Origin of the sequence: Pseudomonas sp. FSL L8-0168 (assembly GCF_037976155.1) — a bacterium.
In the GTDB taxonomy this organism is placed as follows: domain Bacteria; phylum Pseudomonadota; class Gammaproteobacteria; order Pseudomonadales; family Pseudomonadaceae; genus Aquipseudomonas; species Aquipseudomonas paracarnis.
Map to the genome: position 1 here is coordinate 6,035,469 of NZ_CP150262.1, position 16,480 is coordinate 6,051,948.

The 16,480-nt window shown below is 61.7% G+C and carries 12 protein-coding genes; all 12 read right to left on the reverse strand.

The features are described from left to right. Positions 1-121 precede the first annotated feature (121 nt). On the reverse strand, positions 122-2,896 hold the full coding sequence (locus tag MHH62_RS27570) for a hybrid sensor histidine kinase/response regulator (protein ID WP_019818278.1): 2,775 nt from the start codon (positions 2,894-2,896) through the stop codon (positions 122-124). 116 nt (positions 2,897-3,012) lie between these two features. Further along, a complete protein-coding gene (purD, locus tag MHH62_RS27575) occupies positions 3,013-4,305 on the reverse strand; it encodes a phosphoribosylamine--glycine ligase (protein ID WP_014716727.1) in 1,293 nt (430 codons plus the stop codon). 125 nt (positions 4,306-4,430) lie between these two features. Beyond that, positions 4,431-6,038 carry a bifunctional phosphoribosylaminoimidazolecarboxamide formyltransferase/IMP cyclohydrolase gene (gene purH, locus MHH62_RS27580; RefSeq protein WP_014716728.1) on the reverse strand — a complete coding sequence of 536 codons (1,608 nt, stop codon included), beginning with the start codon at positions 6,036-6,038 and terminating at the stop codon, positions 4,431-4,433. Between the two features lie 82 nt (positions 6,039-6,120). Next, positions 6,121-6,441, reverse strand: a complete 321-nt coding sequence (gene fis / locus MHH62_RS27585; protein WP_002555375.1) for a DNA-binding transcriptional regulator Fis — start codon at positions 6,439-6,441, stop codon at positions 6,121-6,123. Beyond that, entirely contained in the window at positions 6,438-7,451 is a 1,014-nt protein-coding gene (gene dusB / locus MHH62_RS27590) for a tRNA dihydrouridine synthase DusB (RefSeq protein WP_339232189.1), read from the reverse strand. Before dusB ends, fis begins: the two co-directional genes overlap by 4 nt. A 185-nt stretch (positions 7,452-7,636) precedes the next feature. Beyond that, on the reverse strand, positions 7,637-8,896 hold the full coding sequence (locus tag MHH62_RS27595; protein WP_020301600.1) for a DUF3426 domain-containing protein: 1,260 nt from the start codon (positions 8,894-8,896) through the stop codon (positions 7,637-7,639). A 30-nt stretch (positions 8,897-8,926) separates the two neighbouring features. Further along, a complete protein-coding gene (gene prmA / locus MHH62_RS27600; RefSeq protein WP_014716730.1) occupies positions 8,927-9,805 on the reverse strand; it encodes a 50S ribosomal protein L11 methyltransferase in 879 nt (292 codons plus the stop codon). A 186-nt stretch (positions 9,806-9,991) separates the two neighbouring features. Continuing rightward, positions 9,992-11,353 (reverse strand): acetyl-CoA carboxylase biotin carboxylase subunit, encoded by a 1,362-nt coding sequence (gene accC, locus MHH62_RS27605; RefSeq protein WP_003188188.1) that lies wholly within the window; start codon positions 11,351-11,353, stop codon positions 9,992-9,994. Positions 11,354-11,370: 17 nt separating this feature from the next. Further along, positions 11,371-11,835: an acetyl-CoA carboxylase biotin carboxyl carrier protein gene (accB, locus tag MHH62_RS27610; protein WP_014716731.1), complete on the reverse strand. Its 465-nt coding sequence runs from the start codon at positions 11,833-11,835 to the stop codon at positions 11,371-11,373. 24 nt (positions 11,836-11,859) lie between these two features. Then, positions 11,860-12,315 carry a type II 3-dehydroquinate dehydratase gene (gene aroQ / locus MHH62_RS27615; RefSeq protein ID WP_014716732.1) on the reverse strand — a complete coding sequence of 152 codons (456 nt, stop codon included), beginning with the start codon at positions 12,313-12,315 and terminating at the stop codon, positions 11,860-11,862. 296 nt (positions 12,316-12,611) lie between these two features. Further along, positions 12,612-14,573 (reverse strand): methyl-accepting chemotaxis protein, encoded by a 1,962-nt coding sequence (locus MHH62_RS27620; protein WP_339232191.1) that lies wholly within the window; start codon positions 14,571-14,573, stop codon positions 12,612-12,614. Positions 14,574-14,626: 53 nt separating this feature from the next. Continuing rightward, positions 14,627-16,297, reverse strand: coding sequence for a PleD family two-component system response regulator (locus tag MHH62_RS27625; RefSeq protein ID WP_019818274.1), 1,671 nt, complete (start codon positions 16,295-16,297; stop codon positions 14,627-14,629). Between the last annotated feature and the right edge of the window lie 183 nt (positions 16,298-16,480).

The following is a 16,480-nucleotide window of genomic DNA, read 5'->3' on the forward strand; positions in this document are numbered from 1 at the left end:
GCGCTCTGCTGATCGTTCCCATGCTCTGCGTGGGAATGCATCCAGTGACGCTCTGCGTCGCGTTCAAGCAGGACGCGGAGCTTACCGGGCGGCGTTGCCACGCGGAGCGTGGGAACGATCATCAGGAAAGGGTGCTGTGCTCAGGGCGCTGTTGGCGCTGCGCCACCCAGTAGTCCACCAGCTCGCGCAGTTGCGACAGTTCCACCGGCTTGGCCATATGCCCGTCCATGCCCGCCTGGCGTGCGCGTTCTTTGTGTTCCGACAGGATATGCGCGGTAAGCGCCACCACCGGCGTGCGCACGCGTTGATGGCTGATTTCCCACGCCCGCAGTTGCTGCGTGGCGGAGAAACCATCGAGGATCGGCATCTCACAGTCCATCAATACCAGGTCATAACGCTGGGCTTTCATTGCCTGCAGCGCTTCTTCGCCGTTGCTGGCGGTGTCCGGGTTGAGGTTGAGCTTGCCGAGCATGCCGCGAATCACTTTGGTGGAGATGCTGTTGTCTTCGGCTACCAGGATGCGGAAATCGCTGGGCACGGTAATGGCTGCCGGTGCGCTGGGGGCCGGGCGTGCAACGAGGGCGCCTTTGCTGCGCTGGGTCAGCTCATCGGCCAGGGTGGTCTTGAGGGTATAACCCGCTACTGGCTTGGCGAGAATGCGCTTGATCCCACAGTTGCGCGCAATGATCTTGCTCGGCGCGTTACTGATGCCGGTGAGCATGATCAGCAGTATGTCGTGGTTCAGGCTCGGATCTTCCTTGATCTTCGCCGCCAGTTGCATGCCGGTCATGCCGGGCATGTTCTGGTCCAGCAGCACCACGTCGAAGTAATCACGCAGGTGCGCTTTGGTACGCAGCAGCGCCAGGGCCTCCTTGCCCGAAGGCGCGGCGCTGACGTTCAGGCCCCAGGCCGTGCACTGCTGAACCAGCACTTTGCGGCAGGTGTCGTTATCGTCCACCACCAGTACGCGGGCGTCCTTGAGCGGGCCGTCGAGGTCGCTGGTCGGATGCTCCAGGCGTTCCGGGTCCAGGGGCAGGGTCAGCCACAGGGTGCTGCCCTGGTGACTGCCGCTTTTGATGCCGAACTCGCCGTTCATCAACAGGATCAATTGGCGGGCAATGACCAGGCCCAGGTGGCCGCTCAAACGCGTCGCCGAGAGGAAGTTCTTGCTGTGCAGTTCGCTGTGCAGCAGGGCGTCGCGTTCGGCGGCTTCCATAGGCACGCCGCTGTCTTGCACGGCAATGCGCAGGCGTGGCTTGGGGCTGCGCTCATCCAGGGCGACGACGATCAGCACTTCGCCTTCATCGGTTTTGTGCAGGGCGTTTTCCAAAAGGCTCAGCAGCGCCTGGCGCAGCCGCGTCGGATCACCGCTGATCACCCGTGGCACCTGAGGCTGGATAAAGCTGATCAGCTCGACATTCTGCTGCTCGGCCTTGGCGCGGAAGATGCTCAGGCAGTCGTCGATCAATGCATTGAGGTCGAACTGCACATCATCCAGTTCGATCTGACCGGATTCGAGCTTGGAAATGTCGAGAATTTCGTTGATCAGGGTGAGCAACTCGTTACCGGCGCTGTGGATGGTCTGCACATAGTCGCGTTGCTTCACCGACAACGGCGTGCCCAGCAGTAACTCGGTCATGCCCAGCACACCGTTCATGGGCGTGCGGATTTCGTGGCTGATCTTCGCCAGGAACTCGGCCTTGGCGGCGATTTCGGCGTTGCTGGCCGCCAGGTCGCGGCTCAGGCTGAAGCGGGTTTCGACAATGGCGCGCTGGCGCTCGCCGAGGGCCAGGCTCATCAGCAGGCCGCTGAGGCAGATAAAGCTCAGCAGGGTGACGATCAGGCCTTGTGGCGCCACCAGGGTGAGGCCGAGCAGGGCGGGCAGGATGATCAGCGTGCCGATGTTGAACACCACCATGGCCGCCACGAACAAGCGCGCCGGGCGGTAGCCTTTTTGCCAATGATAGGCCGAGACGAACAGCATGCTCAGGCCCGCCAGCGCGACCAGGGCATAGGTGATGATGTTCAGCGGCAAGGTGTTGACGAACAACAACAGCAAGCCGCACAGGACGATCAGCAGGATGTCCGCCATCAACACTTTGTTCAGCGGATGCGGGCCCAGTGGCATGAAAAAGCGGTAGGCAAACATCAACCCGCAGGGTGCGGTCAGCAGTAGGGCCAGGTAGGCGCCGGGGGTCTGGATCGCGTGCCAGTTCGGCAGCCACGGCCCCACCAGGTTGAGCAGTAGCGCCAGGCTGAGCATCAACAGGAATTCGCACGCGGCCAGCCACAGGCTACTGCGCGAGCGGTGGTAGGCGAAGCGCGTGAGGTTGTGCAGGATCAGCATCGACAGCACGCCGAACAGCAGACCGTAGATCAATGTCTGGTTCTGGTTGGCAGCGGCCAGCACCGCCGGTTCCAGGGTGATGTAAGGGCGCAGTTCGTGTTCCGAGACCAGGCGCAAATACACCTCCAGGGGCCGCGGGCTCTGGGGCATCGGTAACATGAAGTCACTGCTGGGCAACGGGCGCTCAGCCTGGGGTTGGCGAGTGCCGGTGATTTGCTGCTCCACCAGGGTGTCGCCGTCCAGTACATACAGGCTCAGGCTGGACAGGTCCGGGGCAAACACCCGCAGCACTTGTTCGTGCTTGCCGGGTTGCAGCCTGAAGCGCACCCACAACGCACCGTCCGGCTGCGCGGCAGTGATCCGGTCCAGTTCGATGGGGCTGAATTGATTGGTATAGCGGGCGGAACGGATGTCGCTCAGTTGCAGGTCGGCCTGTTCATCAAGCAATACCGCCCAGCCACTGCCTTGTGCGGCGGCCTGGGCCGGTAGCAAGCAGAGCAGGGTCAGTAGACTGATTGTGAAACCTATGGCGATCCTGAGCCAGCGCACGGCGAAATCCCTTCGGTAGGTGGATGCACGGGTTAACTATGCGCGGGGCGACAGGGTACGGCAAGGGCCAAAGGCCCTTACCTAACCGAACGGATAGCTACTGCAAGTGTAGCTGCTCAGTTGTTCTCACCACGTTCGCGGGCAATGGCACGGTAGCCAATGTCGGTGCGGTAGAAGCAGCCTTTCCAGTCGATTTTCGCCGCCAGTTTGTAGGCCTGTTGTTGCGCGGCATCGACACTGGCACCCATCGCGGTGGCGCACAATACGCGGCCACCGGCGGTTACAACTTTGCCGTCCTTGAGCGCGGTGCCCGCATGGAACACCTTGCCTTCCAGCGCAGCGGCGGCGTCGAGGCCTTCGATCACATCGCCCTTGGCGTAGTCGGCAGGGTAGCCACCGGCCGCCAGCACAATCCCAACACTAGGACGTGGGTCCCACTGCGCTTCGACCTTGTCCAGGGCCTGGGCGAGGGCGGCTTCCACCAGCAGCACCAGGCTCGATTGCAGGCGCAGCATCACCGGTTGGGTTTCCGGATCGCCGAAGCGGCAGTTGAACTCGATGACTTTGGGGTTACCTGCTTTGTCGATCATCAGGCCGGCATAGAGGAAACCGGTGTATACGTTGCCTTCATCCGCCATGCCGCGCACGGTTGGCCAGATCACCAGGTCCATGACGCGCTGGTGCACGTCGGCGGTTACGACGGGTGCCGGGGAGTAGGCACCCATGCCGCCGGTGTTCGGGCCGCTGTCGCCGTTGCCGACGCGCTTGTGGTCCTGGCTGGTGGCCATCGGCAATACGTTCTTGCCGTCGACCATCACGATAAAGCTGGCTTCTTCGCCATCGAGGAATTCCTCGATGACCACCCGCGAGCCGGCGTCACCAAAGGCATTGCCGGCGAGCATGTCGCGCACGGCGTCTTCGGCTTCCTGCAGGGTCATGGCGACGATCACGCCTTTACCGGCAGCCAGGCCATCGGCCTTGATCACGATCGGTGCACCTTTCTCACGCAGGTAAGCCAGGGCCGGCTCGATCTCGGTGAAGTTCTGGTAGTCGGCCGTGGGGATCTTGTGGCGAGCCAGGAAGTCCTTGGTGAAGGCTTTCGAGCCTTCCAGCTGGGCGGCGCCCGCGGTAGGCCCGAAGCAGTCCAGGCCACGGCTGCGAAACAGATCGACGACGCCTGCCACCAGTGGCACTTCCGGGCCGACGATGGTCAGGGAAACATTCTTCTCGGCAAAATCTGCCAGTTGCTCCAGGGCCAGCACGTCGATGGCGACGTTTTCGCACTTGGCTTCGATGGCGGTGCCGGCGTTGCCGGGGGCCACGAAGACTTTCTGCACGCGTGGGTCCTGGGCTACTTTCCAGGCCAGGGCGTGTTCACGGCCACCGCTGCCAATGATCAAAACATTCATTTCAAAAACCTCGTTAGGATGATCGTTCCCACGCTCTGCGTGGGAATGCCTCTACGGACGCTCTGCGTCCGAGGGACGCGGAGCGTCCCTGGCTGCGTTCCCACGCGGAGCGTGGGAACGATCAATCAGTGGCGGAAGTGGCGCATGCCGGTGAAGACCATCGCAATGCCAGCTTCATCAGCGGCGGCGATGACTTCTGCATCACGCATCGAACCGCCCGGTTGGATCACGGCGGTCACGCCGGCTTTTGCAGCGTTGTCCAGGCCGTCACGGAACGGGAAGAATGCATCGGAAGCCATCACCGAACCCACCACCTGCAAACCGGCGTGCTCAGCCTTGATCGCGGCGATACGCGCCGAGTTCACGCGACTCATCTGACCAGCGCCGACACCGATGGTCTGGCGGTTCTTGGCGTAGACGATGGCGTTGGACTTGACGTATTTGGCCACTTTCCAGGCGAAGATCAGGTCGTTGATCTCTTGCTCGGTCGGCGCGCGCTTGGTCACGACTTTCAGGTCCTGGCTGCCGATCATGCCGATGTCGCGGCTCTGTACCAGCAGGCCGCCATTGACGCGCTTGTAGTCCCAGGCCGCGGCGCGGTCTGCCGACCACTCGCCACAGGCCAGCAGGCGCACGTTGGCTTTGGCGGCGACGATGGCGCGGGCTTCTTCGCTGACGCTTGGGGCGATGATCACTTCGACGAACTGGCGCTCGACGATGGCCTTGGCGGTCTCGGCATCCAGTTCGCGGTTGAAGGCAATGATGCCGCCGAATGCGGATTCGGTGTCGGTGGCGTAGGCCAGTTCGTACGCCTGGCGGATACCGCCTTCAGCGTCCGGGCTGACGGCCACGCCGCACGGGTTGGCGTGCTTGACGATCACGCAGGCCGGTTTGACGAAGCTCTTCACGCATTCCAGCGCGGCGTCGGTATCGGCCACGTTGTTGTAGGAAAGTTCTTTGCCTTGCAGTTGGGTCGCGGTGGCAATGCCCACTTCGGCAGGCTTGGCTTCCACGTAGAACGCCGCGCTCTGGTGCGGGTTCTCACCGTAGCGCATTTCCTGGGCCTTGATGAACTGGCTGTTGAAGGTGCGCGGGAACTGGCTGCGGCCTTCGGTGCTGAGGGTGTCAGCCGCCTGGTTCACGGTGCCCATGTAGTTGGCGATCATGCCGTCGTAGGCGGCGGTGTGTTCGAACGCCTTGAGCATCAGGTCGAAGCGCTGGGCGTAGGTCAGGCCACCGGCCTTGAGGTTTTCCAGGACGTTGGCGTAGTCACTGGCGTTGACCACGATGGCCACGTCTTTGTGGTTCTTGGCCGCCGAGCGCACCATGGTCGGGCCGCCGATATCGATGTTTTCGATGGCGGTCGGCAGGTCGCAGCCTGGCTTGTTGATGGTGGCTTCGAACGGGTAGAGGTTAACGGCCACCAGGTCGATCGGCTTGATGCCGTGCTCGGTCATGATGGCGTCGTCGATGCCGCGACGGCCAAGGATGCCGCCGTGGATTTTCGGGTGCAGGGTCTTGACGCGACCGTCCATCATTTCTGCGAAACCGGTGTAGTCCGCGACTTCCACTGCGGCCACGCCGTTGTCCTGCAGCAGTTTGAAGGTCCCGCCCGTGGAGAGGATTTCCACACCCAGGGCTTCCAGCTCCCGGGCAAATTCAAGGATCCCGGTCTTGTCGGAAACACTGATCAAGGCACGGCGGATCGGCAGGCGGGTGGTCTGGTCGGTCATCTCAATTTCCATCAAAAGCAAAGGAAGTCAGCAAAAAAGGCGACCGGTTTTACGCGGGCGCCTTTCTGGTTTGATTGAATGCTTACAGCAAATCGTACTGCTTGAGCTTTTTGCGCAAGGTGCCACGGTTGAGGCCCAGCAGCTCACTGGCTTTGGTCTGGTTGCCCTTGACGTAGTTCATCACGCTTTCGAGCAAGGGCGCCTCGACTTCGGAGAGCACCAGGTTGTACACATCCGTGACGGAAGCGCCCTCAAGGTGGGCGAAATAATTGTGCAGCGCCTTCTCGACACTCCCGCGAAGGGTCTGGCCTTCTTCGCTAGGCGTGTTGAGGTGCTGTTTCAAATTGACGTTGTCGCTCACGGGTGTTGTTCCACTCACTAAAGTCTCGGTCATCATCGTCATGCGGCCACCCCTTCTCCATCCCCTGTTCCCAGGCTCTTGTCGCGTCCGGCGAAGAACTCACGAACGGTGGCGACCTGTGCCTGCGTTTCATCCAAACGATTGAACTGAGCGCGGAATTCCTTGGCGCCCGGCAAGGTGGCGAGATACCAGCCGACATGCTTGCGAGCAATGCGTACTCCCATCACGTCCCCATAGAAGGTGTGCAGGGCGGCCAGATGCTCTAGCAGAATACGTTCCACCTCGACCAACTCTGGTGCCGGCAAGACTTCACCAGTACGCAGGAAATGCTCGATTTCACGAAAAATCCACGGCCGCCCCTGGGCGGCCCGGCCAATCAACAAACCATCGGCACCGGTCGCGTGCAGCACGCGCCGGGCTTTCTCGGCACTGTCGATGTCGCCATTGGCAAAGACGGGCATCGACACGGCCTGCTTGATCGCGGCAATGGTGTCGTACTCGGCTTCACCGGTGTAAAGGTCGGCGCGGGTGCGGCCATGCACCGCCAGCGCTGCAATACCAGCCTGTTCAGCGATCTTCGCCACCGTCAGGCCATTCTTGTTGTCCCGGTCCCAACCGGTACGAATCTTCAGGGTCACCGGTACATCTACTGCGCCGACAACGGCCTGCAGGATCTCGGCGACCAACTGCTCATCTTTCAACAGCGCGGAACCGGCGGCCTTGTTGCAGACCTTTTTGGCCGGGCAGCCCATGTTGATATCGATGATCTGTGCACCCAGCTCCACATTGGCCCGGGCTGCATCCGCCAGCATCTGCGCATCGCCACCGGCGATCTGCACCGAGCGTGGCTCGGGATCACCTTCGTGGATCATGCGCATCCGCGACTTGCGGGTGTTCCACAAACTCATGTCGCTGGTAACCATTTCAGAGACTACTAGACCCGCGCCCAAACGCTTGCACAGCTGACGAAAGGGCTGGTCGGTGACACCCGCCATCGGGGCGAGGATCAAGCCGTTCTGCAATGTGTATGGGCCGATGCGTACCGCCGACATAGGACTTCCCTGTTGTGGGGCCGGATCATTAGAGTTCGAAAAAGGGTTGGCATGATACCCGCTCTCGATGACGGGTTAAAGGCTGAATTGGATAAAATCTGAACAGTTATTTTTTTATCGCCATCGGTTTGGTTGACGATGGCCAAGTCAATAATCCGCCGTCAAACCTCGGTGGGCGCGCCGTTTCACTCGGGTGAATGGAAGCTCAGGCTGTAATTCACGGCTTTGTTGCCGGGGTCCAGGATATCCAGGGAGATGTGGATCGGCGTCTGCGAGGGCATTTCGCTCACGCCGGCCAACTCGCCGCTCAGGTATTCGGCGGGCTTGAAGCGACGACTGGCAATCAGGCCGCCGTTCAAGTCCGCAAAGCGCAGCTCCAGCAGTGGGAAGGGCTGGGAGAAGGTCGCGCGGTTATAGAGGATGGCATCTACCACCAGTGCCCCGGCGAACTCGGGGTGGCTGCGCACCACCAGGTTGCTGCTCTTGATATGGGTAATGTCGACCCGCGATGGCACGGTGCACCCCAGTTTCGGGCATAGCGTCTGGAACCACGGGCGATAGGCGTCCTGGCGGGCCAGGTCGTCGAACTGGTAGGCGATGTACTGGCCGGCCAGGCCGGCGGCGGCGAGTACGACCAACAATATCCAGAGCAGACGGCGACCCCAGCCTGACGGACGCTTCTGCGCATACAGGTGCAGGGGGTCGTCTTCCAGGTCCTGGAGCAACTCATCGTGTACACCGGCCTCCGTTCGCGCGCGCTTGCGTCGCGCGAACGCGCGGTCTTCGGGTTCAGGCTCATCGTGCTCGTCGCGGGTGGGTGTCAGCGGCGGGTCGAGGTCGTCATCCACGGTAGTGGCGTGCAGAGCTGGTTCGTCATCGAGTTCGTCGACGTGGGCCGACATGGACGGTTCGGTGCGCTGTTTGGACGCAGGTGCCTTAACCGGCTCGGGCTCTTCTTCTGGTGCCTGTGCACGCTCTTCGGGTGGCTCACTGAACAGGCTGGCCGCCCATTTTTCTTCCTCGGCCTTGACCGTGTCGCGGCTGGCACTGAAGGACTCTTCCTTTTGCCGACGGTCGGCGCCTGGCTGGCGACGTTCTGCGCCCACTGCCTGGGTGTGCTGGATCTCGCGACGTTCCAGCCTGGCCAGTTCCTTGTCCAGGTTATCCAGGTCCAGCTCTTCGGCCGTCCACTGCTTCTGGCTGATGGCCCGCGATGGCTCGGGAGGCATTTCGACAGTCGGTTCGGCGGCCGGCTCGGCGGTGGTCGGCACTTCAGGCTCCGGCGCAGACGCCTGGGCCCGTTGCTCCAGCAACTGGCGAGCGGCGTTGAATACTTGCAGGCACGAGCCGCAACGCACCACGCCGCGAGCCACGCTCAGCTGAGCGTGGTTGACGCGAAAACGCGATTGGCAATGTGGGCACTGGGTGACGAAACTGTCGGTCATGCGGCCATCCGATTCAGGCAAGCGCTCATTCTAGCGCCGACGACCGCTGATGCGTACCCAGCCATCACGGTTGGCGATCGGGTCCAGCTCGAAGTCCTTGGCGTAGGCCGCAGCCACGTCTTCACCTTGCTCGGCGAGGATGCCCGACAGCGCCAGGCGCCCGCCCGGCTTGACCAGGCTCGACAGTTGCGGCGCCAGCGACACCAGTGGCCCGGCGAGGATATTGGCGACCAGTACGTCGGCCTGAACCTGGGGAAGGTCCTCAGGCAGGTAGAGTGGGAATTTGCCTTCGGCAATGTTGTTGCGCCCGGCGTTATCGCGGGAGGCTTCCAGGGCCTGCACGTCGATATCGGTGCCCACGGCCTCCTTGGCGCCCAGCAGCAGGGCGGCGATGGCCAGGATCCCCGAGCCGCAGCCGAAGTCCAGTACGTTGCTGTCGGTCAGGTCCTGGCCGTCCAGCCATTCCAGGCACAGGGCGGTGGTCGGGTGCGTGCCGGTACCGAACGCAAGGCCCGGGTCCAGCAGCAGGTTGACGGCGTTTGGCTCAGGAGCAGCGTGCCAGCTTGGCACGATCCACAAGCGCTGGCCGAAGCGCATGGGCTGGAAGTTATCCATCCAGCTGCGTTCCCAGTCCTGGTCTTCGATGACTTCGCTGTGATGCTCGGGTAGCGGGCTGCCGGTGAGCAGTTCCATATGGGCCAGAACGGCAGCGGCGTCGGTGCCGTCTTCGAACAGGGCCAGCAAGTGGGTGTGGGACCACAGCGGCGTGGTATTGAGTTCCGGCTCGAAGATCGGCTGGTCTTCGGCGTCCATGAAGGTCACCGACACGGCACCCACTTCGAGGAACGCGTCTTCGTAGGTTTCGGCTTGTTCTGGGCTGATGGCGAGACGGACTTGCAGCCAAGGCATGGCGGGCACCTTTGAAAAAAAATGAATGTGCGGCGGGCAGGCCGCGAAAGCGCGCAAGTTTACGCGAGAGCAAGCCAGAAGACGACTGCGCCGACGATCGTTCCCACGCGGAGCGTGGGAACGATCGGGGGTCGGTGGCCCATAAACAACAAAACCGCCCGAAGGCGGCTTTGTTGGGTGGAGCACTTACTGGTTGGCCAGCTTGTGTTCCAGGTAATGAATGTTCACACCACCTTCGCAGAAGCCTTCATCACGAACCAGATCCCGATGCAGCGGGATGTTGGTCTTGATGCCGTCGACCACGATTTCGTCCAGGGCGTTGCGCATACGGGCCATGGCCTCGTCGCGAGTGGCGCCCCAGGTGATCAGCTTGCCGATCAGCGAGTCGTAGTTGGACGGAACCTTGTAGCCGCTGTACAGGTGCGAATCCACACGTACGCCGTTGCCGCCGGGCGCGTGGAAATGCTTGACCAGGCCAGGGCTTGGGATAAAGGTTTTCGGGTCTTCGGCGTTGATGCGGCACTCCAGCGAGTGGCCGTGCATCTTCACGTCGTCCTGGGTGAACGACAGCACGTTACCGGCGGCGATGCTCAGCATCTCCTTGACGATGTCGATACCGGTGACCATCTCCGATACCGGGTGCTCTACCTGCACACGAGTGTTCATCTCGATGAAGTAGAAACGGCCGTTCTCGTAGAGGAACTCGAAGGTGCCGGCACCACGGTAGTTGATATCGATGCAAGCCTTGACGCAGCGTGCCAGGACTTCCTGACGCGCCTTTTCATCCAGGCCCGGAGCCGGAGCTTCTTCCAGGACTTTCTGGTGGCGACGTTGCAGCGAGCAATCGCGGTCGCCCAGGTGGATAGCGTGGCCCTGGCCATCGGACAGTACCTGGACTTCCACGTGACGTGGGTTGGTCAGGTACTTCTCCAGGTAGACCATCGGGTTGCCGAACCAGGCGCCCGCTTCGGAGCGGGTCTGCTTGGCGGCTTCGATCAGGTCTTCTTCCTTGTGCACCACGCGCATGCCGCGACCACCACCGCCACCGGCGGCCTTGATGATCACCGGGTAGCCGACTTCGCGACCAATGCGCAGAGCGGTTTCCTCGTCTTCAGGCAGTGGGCCGTCGGAGCCTGGAACGGTGGGCACGCCGGCCGCGATCATGGCGTCCTTGGCCGAGACCTTGTCGCCCATCAGGCGAATGGTTTCGGCTTTCGGGCCGATGAAGGCAAACCCGGATTTTTCCACCTGTTCGGCGAAATCGGCGTTTTCCGCGAGGAAGCCGTAGCCGGGGTGGATGCCATCGGCGCCGGTCACTTCTGCCGCAGCGATGATGTTCGAGACTTTCAGGTACGAGTTCGTGGCCAGTGGCGGGCCGATGCAGATGCTTTCGTCCGCCAGCTTCACGTGCATCAATTCGGTATCGGCCGTCGAGTAAACAGCGACGGTCTTGATGCCCTCTTCCTTACAGGCGCGCAGGATACGCAGCGCGATCTCGCCGCGGTTGGCGATCAGGACTTTTTGCAGTTTCTTCGCAGGTTTCAACATCGAAGGCGCTCCGCGGTTCAAACGATGGTGAACAGCGGCTGGTCGTACTCAACCGGCTGACCGTTTTCTACCAGGATGGATTCGATGACGCCGGCTTTTTCCGCGGTGATGTGGTTCATCATTTTCATCGCTTCAACGATGCAGATGGTGTCACCCACTTTCACGGTTTTGCCCACTTCAACGAAGGCTGGCGAGGTCGGTGCCGGGGTGCGGTAGAACGTACCGACCATTGGCGACTTGACCACGAAGCCGTTCAGCGCAGGCGCGGCTGGGGCGGCAGGTGCAGTGGCGGCGGCAGGCGCGGCAGCTGGAGCTGCAGCGGCTGGAGCCGGTGCTTGCATCTGTGGCGCGTAGAACTGTTGGGCCGGGGTCTTGCTGTGACGGCTGATCCGTACGGACTCTTCGCCTTCCTTGATTTCCAGCTCGTCGATACCGGATTCTTCCAGCAGTTCGATCAGTTTCTTAACTTTACGGATATCCATGAATCATCAACTCCCAAGGGTCGGTCAGGGGCGTTTAGCCTGTTCTTCAATGTGTTCCAGGGCGGCCTCCAGGGCCAGTCGGTAACCGCTGGCGCCAAGGCCGCAGATCACTCCTACCGCTACGTCGGAGAAGTAAGAGTGATGGCGGAAAGCTTCGCGTTTGTGCACGTTCGATAAATGCACTTCGATGAATGGGATGCTCACCGCCAGCAGCGCGTCACGTAATGCAACGCTTGTATGCGTAAAAGCGGCGGGGTTGATCAGAATAAAGTCCACGCCTTCGCCACGCGCGGCGTGGATGCGATCAATCAATTCATACTCGGCATTGCTTTGCAGGTAGAGCAAATGGTGGCCGGCTTCACGTGCCCGTCGTTCCAGGTCGAGGTTGATCTGATCGAGGGTTACTGCCCCGTAGACGCCCGGTTCGCGGGTGCCAAGCAGGTTCAGGTTGGGTCCGTGAAGAACCAGTAAGGTCGCCATTGGCTGTTCCTTGTTATTGGTGTGGGTACGTCAGAACCCGGCGACTATGCCGCAAAGCCTTTGTGACTGTCCAGTTCTATGCAGTAGCCGGCACGATTAGCGAGGATTGCGCAAAATTTGTGACTGTGGTCTTAGATCCAGTCATCGCTAATACGGCACTGAGATCGCTGGAGACTCATTGTGGGAGCGGGCTTGCTCGCGAATGCGGTGGATCAGCTAAAGATGCATTGACTGACACACCGCATTCGCGAGCAAGCCCGCTCCCACATTTGGTCCACACCGGTCGGGATATCGGGTCAGACGCGGAAGGCTTGCACGGCGGTAGTCAGTTGCCCGCCCAGTACCAGCAGGTGTTCGCCCTGGCTACGGCCCTGGCCAATGCGCAGTAAATTATCCTCACCCAATTGATGTATCCGTTCACTGTTGTCGCGAATCTCGCTCACGGCTCCACTTTGCTGCGCGGTCACATCGGCAATGCGTACGGCGGTATCCGAGATGGTCTGGATCGCGCCGACGATTTCATCCAGCGCGCCATCCGCCGCCTGGGCCTGCTGGGCGGTGGCTTCGGCGTGTTCGACCTGGGCGCGCATGCCTTCTACCGACTGGTGCGCGGCAGTTTGCAGGCCGGCGATCAGGCCCTGGATTTCGGCAGTGGCACCGGCGGTACGCTGGGCCAGGGAACGCACTTCGTCGGCTACCACGGCGAAACCACGTCCGGCCTCACCGGCGCGGGCGGCTTCGATGGCGGCGTTGAGCGCAAGCAGGTTGGTCTGGTCGGCAATCGAGCGAATCACCGTGAGCACGCCGCCGATGGTGGCGGACTCTTCGGCAAGTTTCTCGATCATCTGCGCGTTTTGCTGCACTTCGCCCACCAGCGCATGCAGCCCGGTGAGGCTCAGGCCGATCACACGCTGGCCTTGCTCCACGGCCTGGCCCGCACTGCGGCTGGCGCCGGCCGCCTGGCTGGCATCCCCGGCAACTTGCTGGATGGTGGCTTCCAACTCACCCAGGGAATCACGGATTTGCGCGGTGTCGCCGGCCTGGCGTTCGGCGCCGTCGTGCAGGCCGCTGCTCAGTTCGGCCAGGGCGCGGCTGCTGCCCGCCACTTCTTCGGCATTGCCGCGGATGGTGCTTACCAAATCCACCAGGTAGGCGCGCAGGCGGTTGAGGGCGGCCTCGATATCGTGCAGTTCACGGTTGGTCTTGCCCAGGGCAATCGGTTGGCTGAAGTCGCCTTCGGCCCAGGTCGACAAGGCGGGTGCCAGGTTGGTCAGTACGCGCGCCAGGCGGCGTTGCAGGGTGTCGATCAGCAATGCGATCAGCAGGATCAGGCCAGTCATCACGCCCTGCATCACGCGTACTTCGCCCTGGATCCTGGCATGTTGCGCGCGCACCACGGGTTCCAGGCCGGCGATGGCTTGTTGCACGTTAGTGATTTTAAGGTGGGTGCTGGCGGCGAGATCGGCGCGTTGCTGGATCTGTTCACGGGTGCGCTGCAGCTCGGCGGGGTAGCGGGTCAGCAGGCTGTTGAGTTCGCGCTTGAGGTCGACGCCGGTGTCCTGAGCTTCGGTTTTTTCGGTGTTTTCCAGCCCCATCAGCGCGGAAAAATCATCGGTGTTGGATTCAGCGCTGGCCTTTATTCCCAATAGGGGCAGTTGCGCGAGCAGGTCGGCCTGGGTTCGCAGGTTAGTCACCTCCCGCTCGACATCAGCAGCCAACTCGGCGCGCCCGCTGCTGACCAGCTTGTCGCGGGCCAGGGACAGTTTGCCCAAATGTTGCGAGGCGGCGAGCAGCGGCGACATATAGCGCGCAGCCTCCGCGGAATTGACGCCGCTGGCGTACTGGCTCAGTTGTTCCAGGTTTGCGCCCAGTTCACGTTCGGCTTGCAGCAACAGCGCTTGCGGGTCGCCAGCCAATTTACCGGCGGCCAACAGGTCAGTCTTGCTGAAGGTCTCCAACTCCACGAGGCTGGGTCGCAGGCTTTGCGCCAATTCGGGCGGCAGTTCGCCCAGTTGCAGCTGCAGGCTTTCCAGGCTCTGGGTGGCACTGCTCAGGCGCAGGGCATCGCCGCTGGCCAAGTAGTCCTCGATGTTACGGGCAGCCTGGTTTTGAAAGATCTGGGACAACCCCAGATAGCGCTCCATCAACAAGTACGGGCGCTCCAGTGCCCGTTGCGACCACCACAGCGTCGCGCCGAGGGCCAGGCACACGGCCACCAGCAGAAGGGTATTGAGATTGGTCAGCAGCTTCAGGCGCATGCGGGGTTTCAACCGACGGCAAGAGATAAGCGCCTGAATTTATTGCGTTTGTATTACAGCGTTATGACCGAATCGGTGGATTCTGGTGAAAAGATGGCACTTTGCTTTGATGTGCGAGCGGCTTGCACGCGGTTGCGTCCGGCGTCCTTGGCGCGGTAGAGCGCTTCGTCAGCCTGAGCGGCCATCATCAGGCTGTCGGAATCGTCGCACAGCTCCACCAGGCCGGCGCTGAAGGTGCACCACAAATCCTGCGGTTGGGCGGGGTAGTGGATTTCTGCAAAGCGCCGGCGAATGTCGTCTAGCACCTTGCAGGCCGATTCCAGGTCGGTGTCGGGCATCACGATGGCGAACTCTTCACCGCCGTAGCGGCCGATGTAATCGGTCTTGCGCAAACGCTGCTTGAGAAACAGTGCCAGGCTCTTGATCACCCGGTCGCCCATGGGGTGGCCGTGGCTGTCATTGACGCGCTTGAAGTGGTCGATATCGAGCATGGCAAAGCTAAGAGGCTTGTTCTCGCGGCGGGCGCGGAAGCTGCAATCTTCGAGCAGTTGCAGGATATGCGTGTGGTTGTACAGCCCGGTGAGGCTGTCGCGCACCATCCGTGCCTTCAAGTTGCGCGCACGCGACGCCCGGTTGCGCACAGTGGTGATCAGGTGACGCGGCTTGATCGGTTTAGTGAGGAAATCGTCACCGCCCTCGCTCATCGCATCCAGCTGCTTATCCAGGTCGTCCTCAGCCGACAGGTAGATGATCGGCACGCTGACGTAGCGGTCGTTGTGGCGAATCACCTTGGCCAGTTCAGTGCCGGTACAGGCAGGCATATACATGTCGAGGATGATCAGGTCGGGCTGGAAATCCGCCAGCTCGGCCATGGCCTGGATCGGTTCGATCAAGGTGCGGGTGATAATCCCGGCACTGTTGAGCAGGCGTTCGGTGTGCAGCGCCTGGGCCCGCGAGTCGTCGATGATCAGCACTTTGTACGGTTCGTACTGGGCCGCGCAGGTCAGCACTTCGATCTTTTCCAGCAGGCTTGAGGCTTCCAGGGTGCCGGTCAGGAACTCTTCGCCACCGGCGCGCACGGCGGCCAGGCGCGTCGGGGTGTCGGTTTCGTGCAGGCTGAAAAACAACAGTGGCAGCTTGTGCTCCAGGCCCTCTTGGGCTTCTGCAGCGAGCTTCAGGCCCAGGCCTGTGCCGCAGAAGTCCACGTCCATCACGATCGCCGACGGCAAACGCTCTGCCATGGCCGCGCGAAAGGCGGCGACGCTGTCCAGGGCGTGGGCGCTCATGCCAAAGAATTCGAGCTGCTTGGCCAGGCGCTCGGCGCGGTCATGGTCGGCGAGCATCACATAGATCGGCTTGCGCATCGGCGGCAGGAAGGTTTGCTCAAGCTGGTCGCCCTGGCGCAGGCCGGTGCGGGACAGGCGTTGCATCAAGCGGTTGAGCTCGGTGATCAGTTGGCTGCTCAGGCGGCCACGGTTCTCGTCCACGGCTTGCAGGGACTCACTGATATGCCGTGCCAGTTGCGTGTGTTCGGGCTGTTCGAAGCGTTCGGCGAAGCGCTGCAGGCGCAGGTTGGCTTCGCTGAGTTCGGAAAAGTCGGCGTTCGACCACTCGCTGCGTTGCAGGCGCTGCCAGATCTCAAGAATTTGACGTGCCTGATGAATTACCCGCTGGGCAAAGTGCTGCTTGAGACGCTCGCGGCTGGGGTCTTCTGACTCGGTCATATCCTGACTACTGTGAGGGTGCATGCTGAGGTCGACTGATGGCTCTATGCTAGCACCTCTTTTCTGATAGATGAGTGTCATACGTCAATTAAGTCTGCATGCCAGAGATTCAGTTATTGACCGGCTGGTCGCCCAGCGTAAAAGGTGTGCATCCTTTATAGTCCAAGCGGCCCGGTGCGCCAC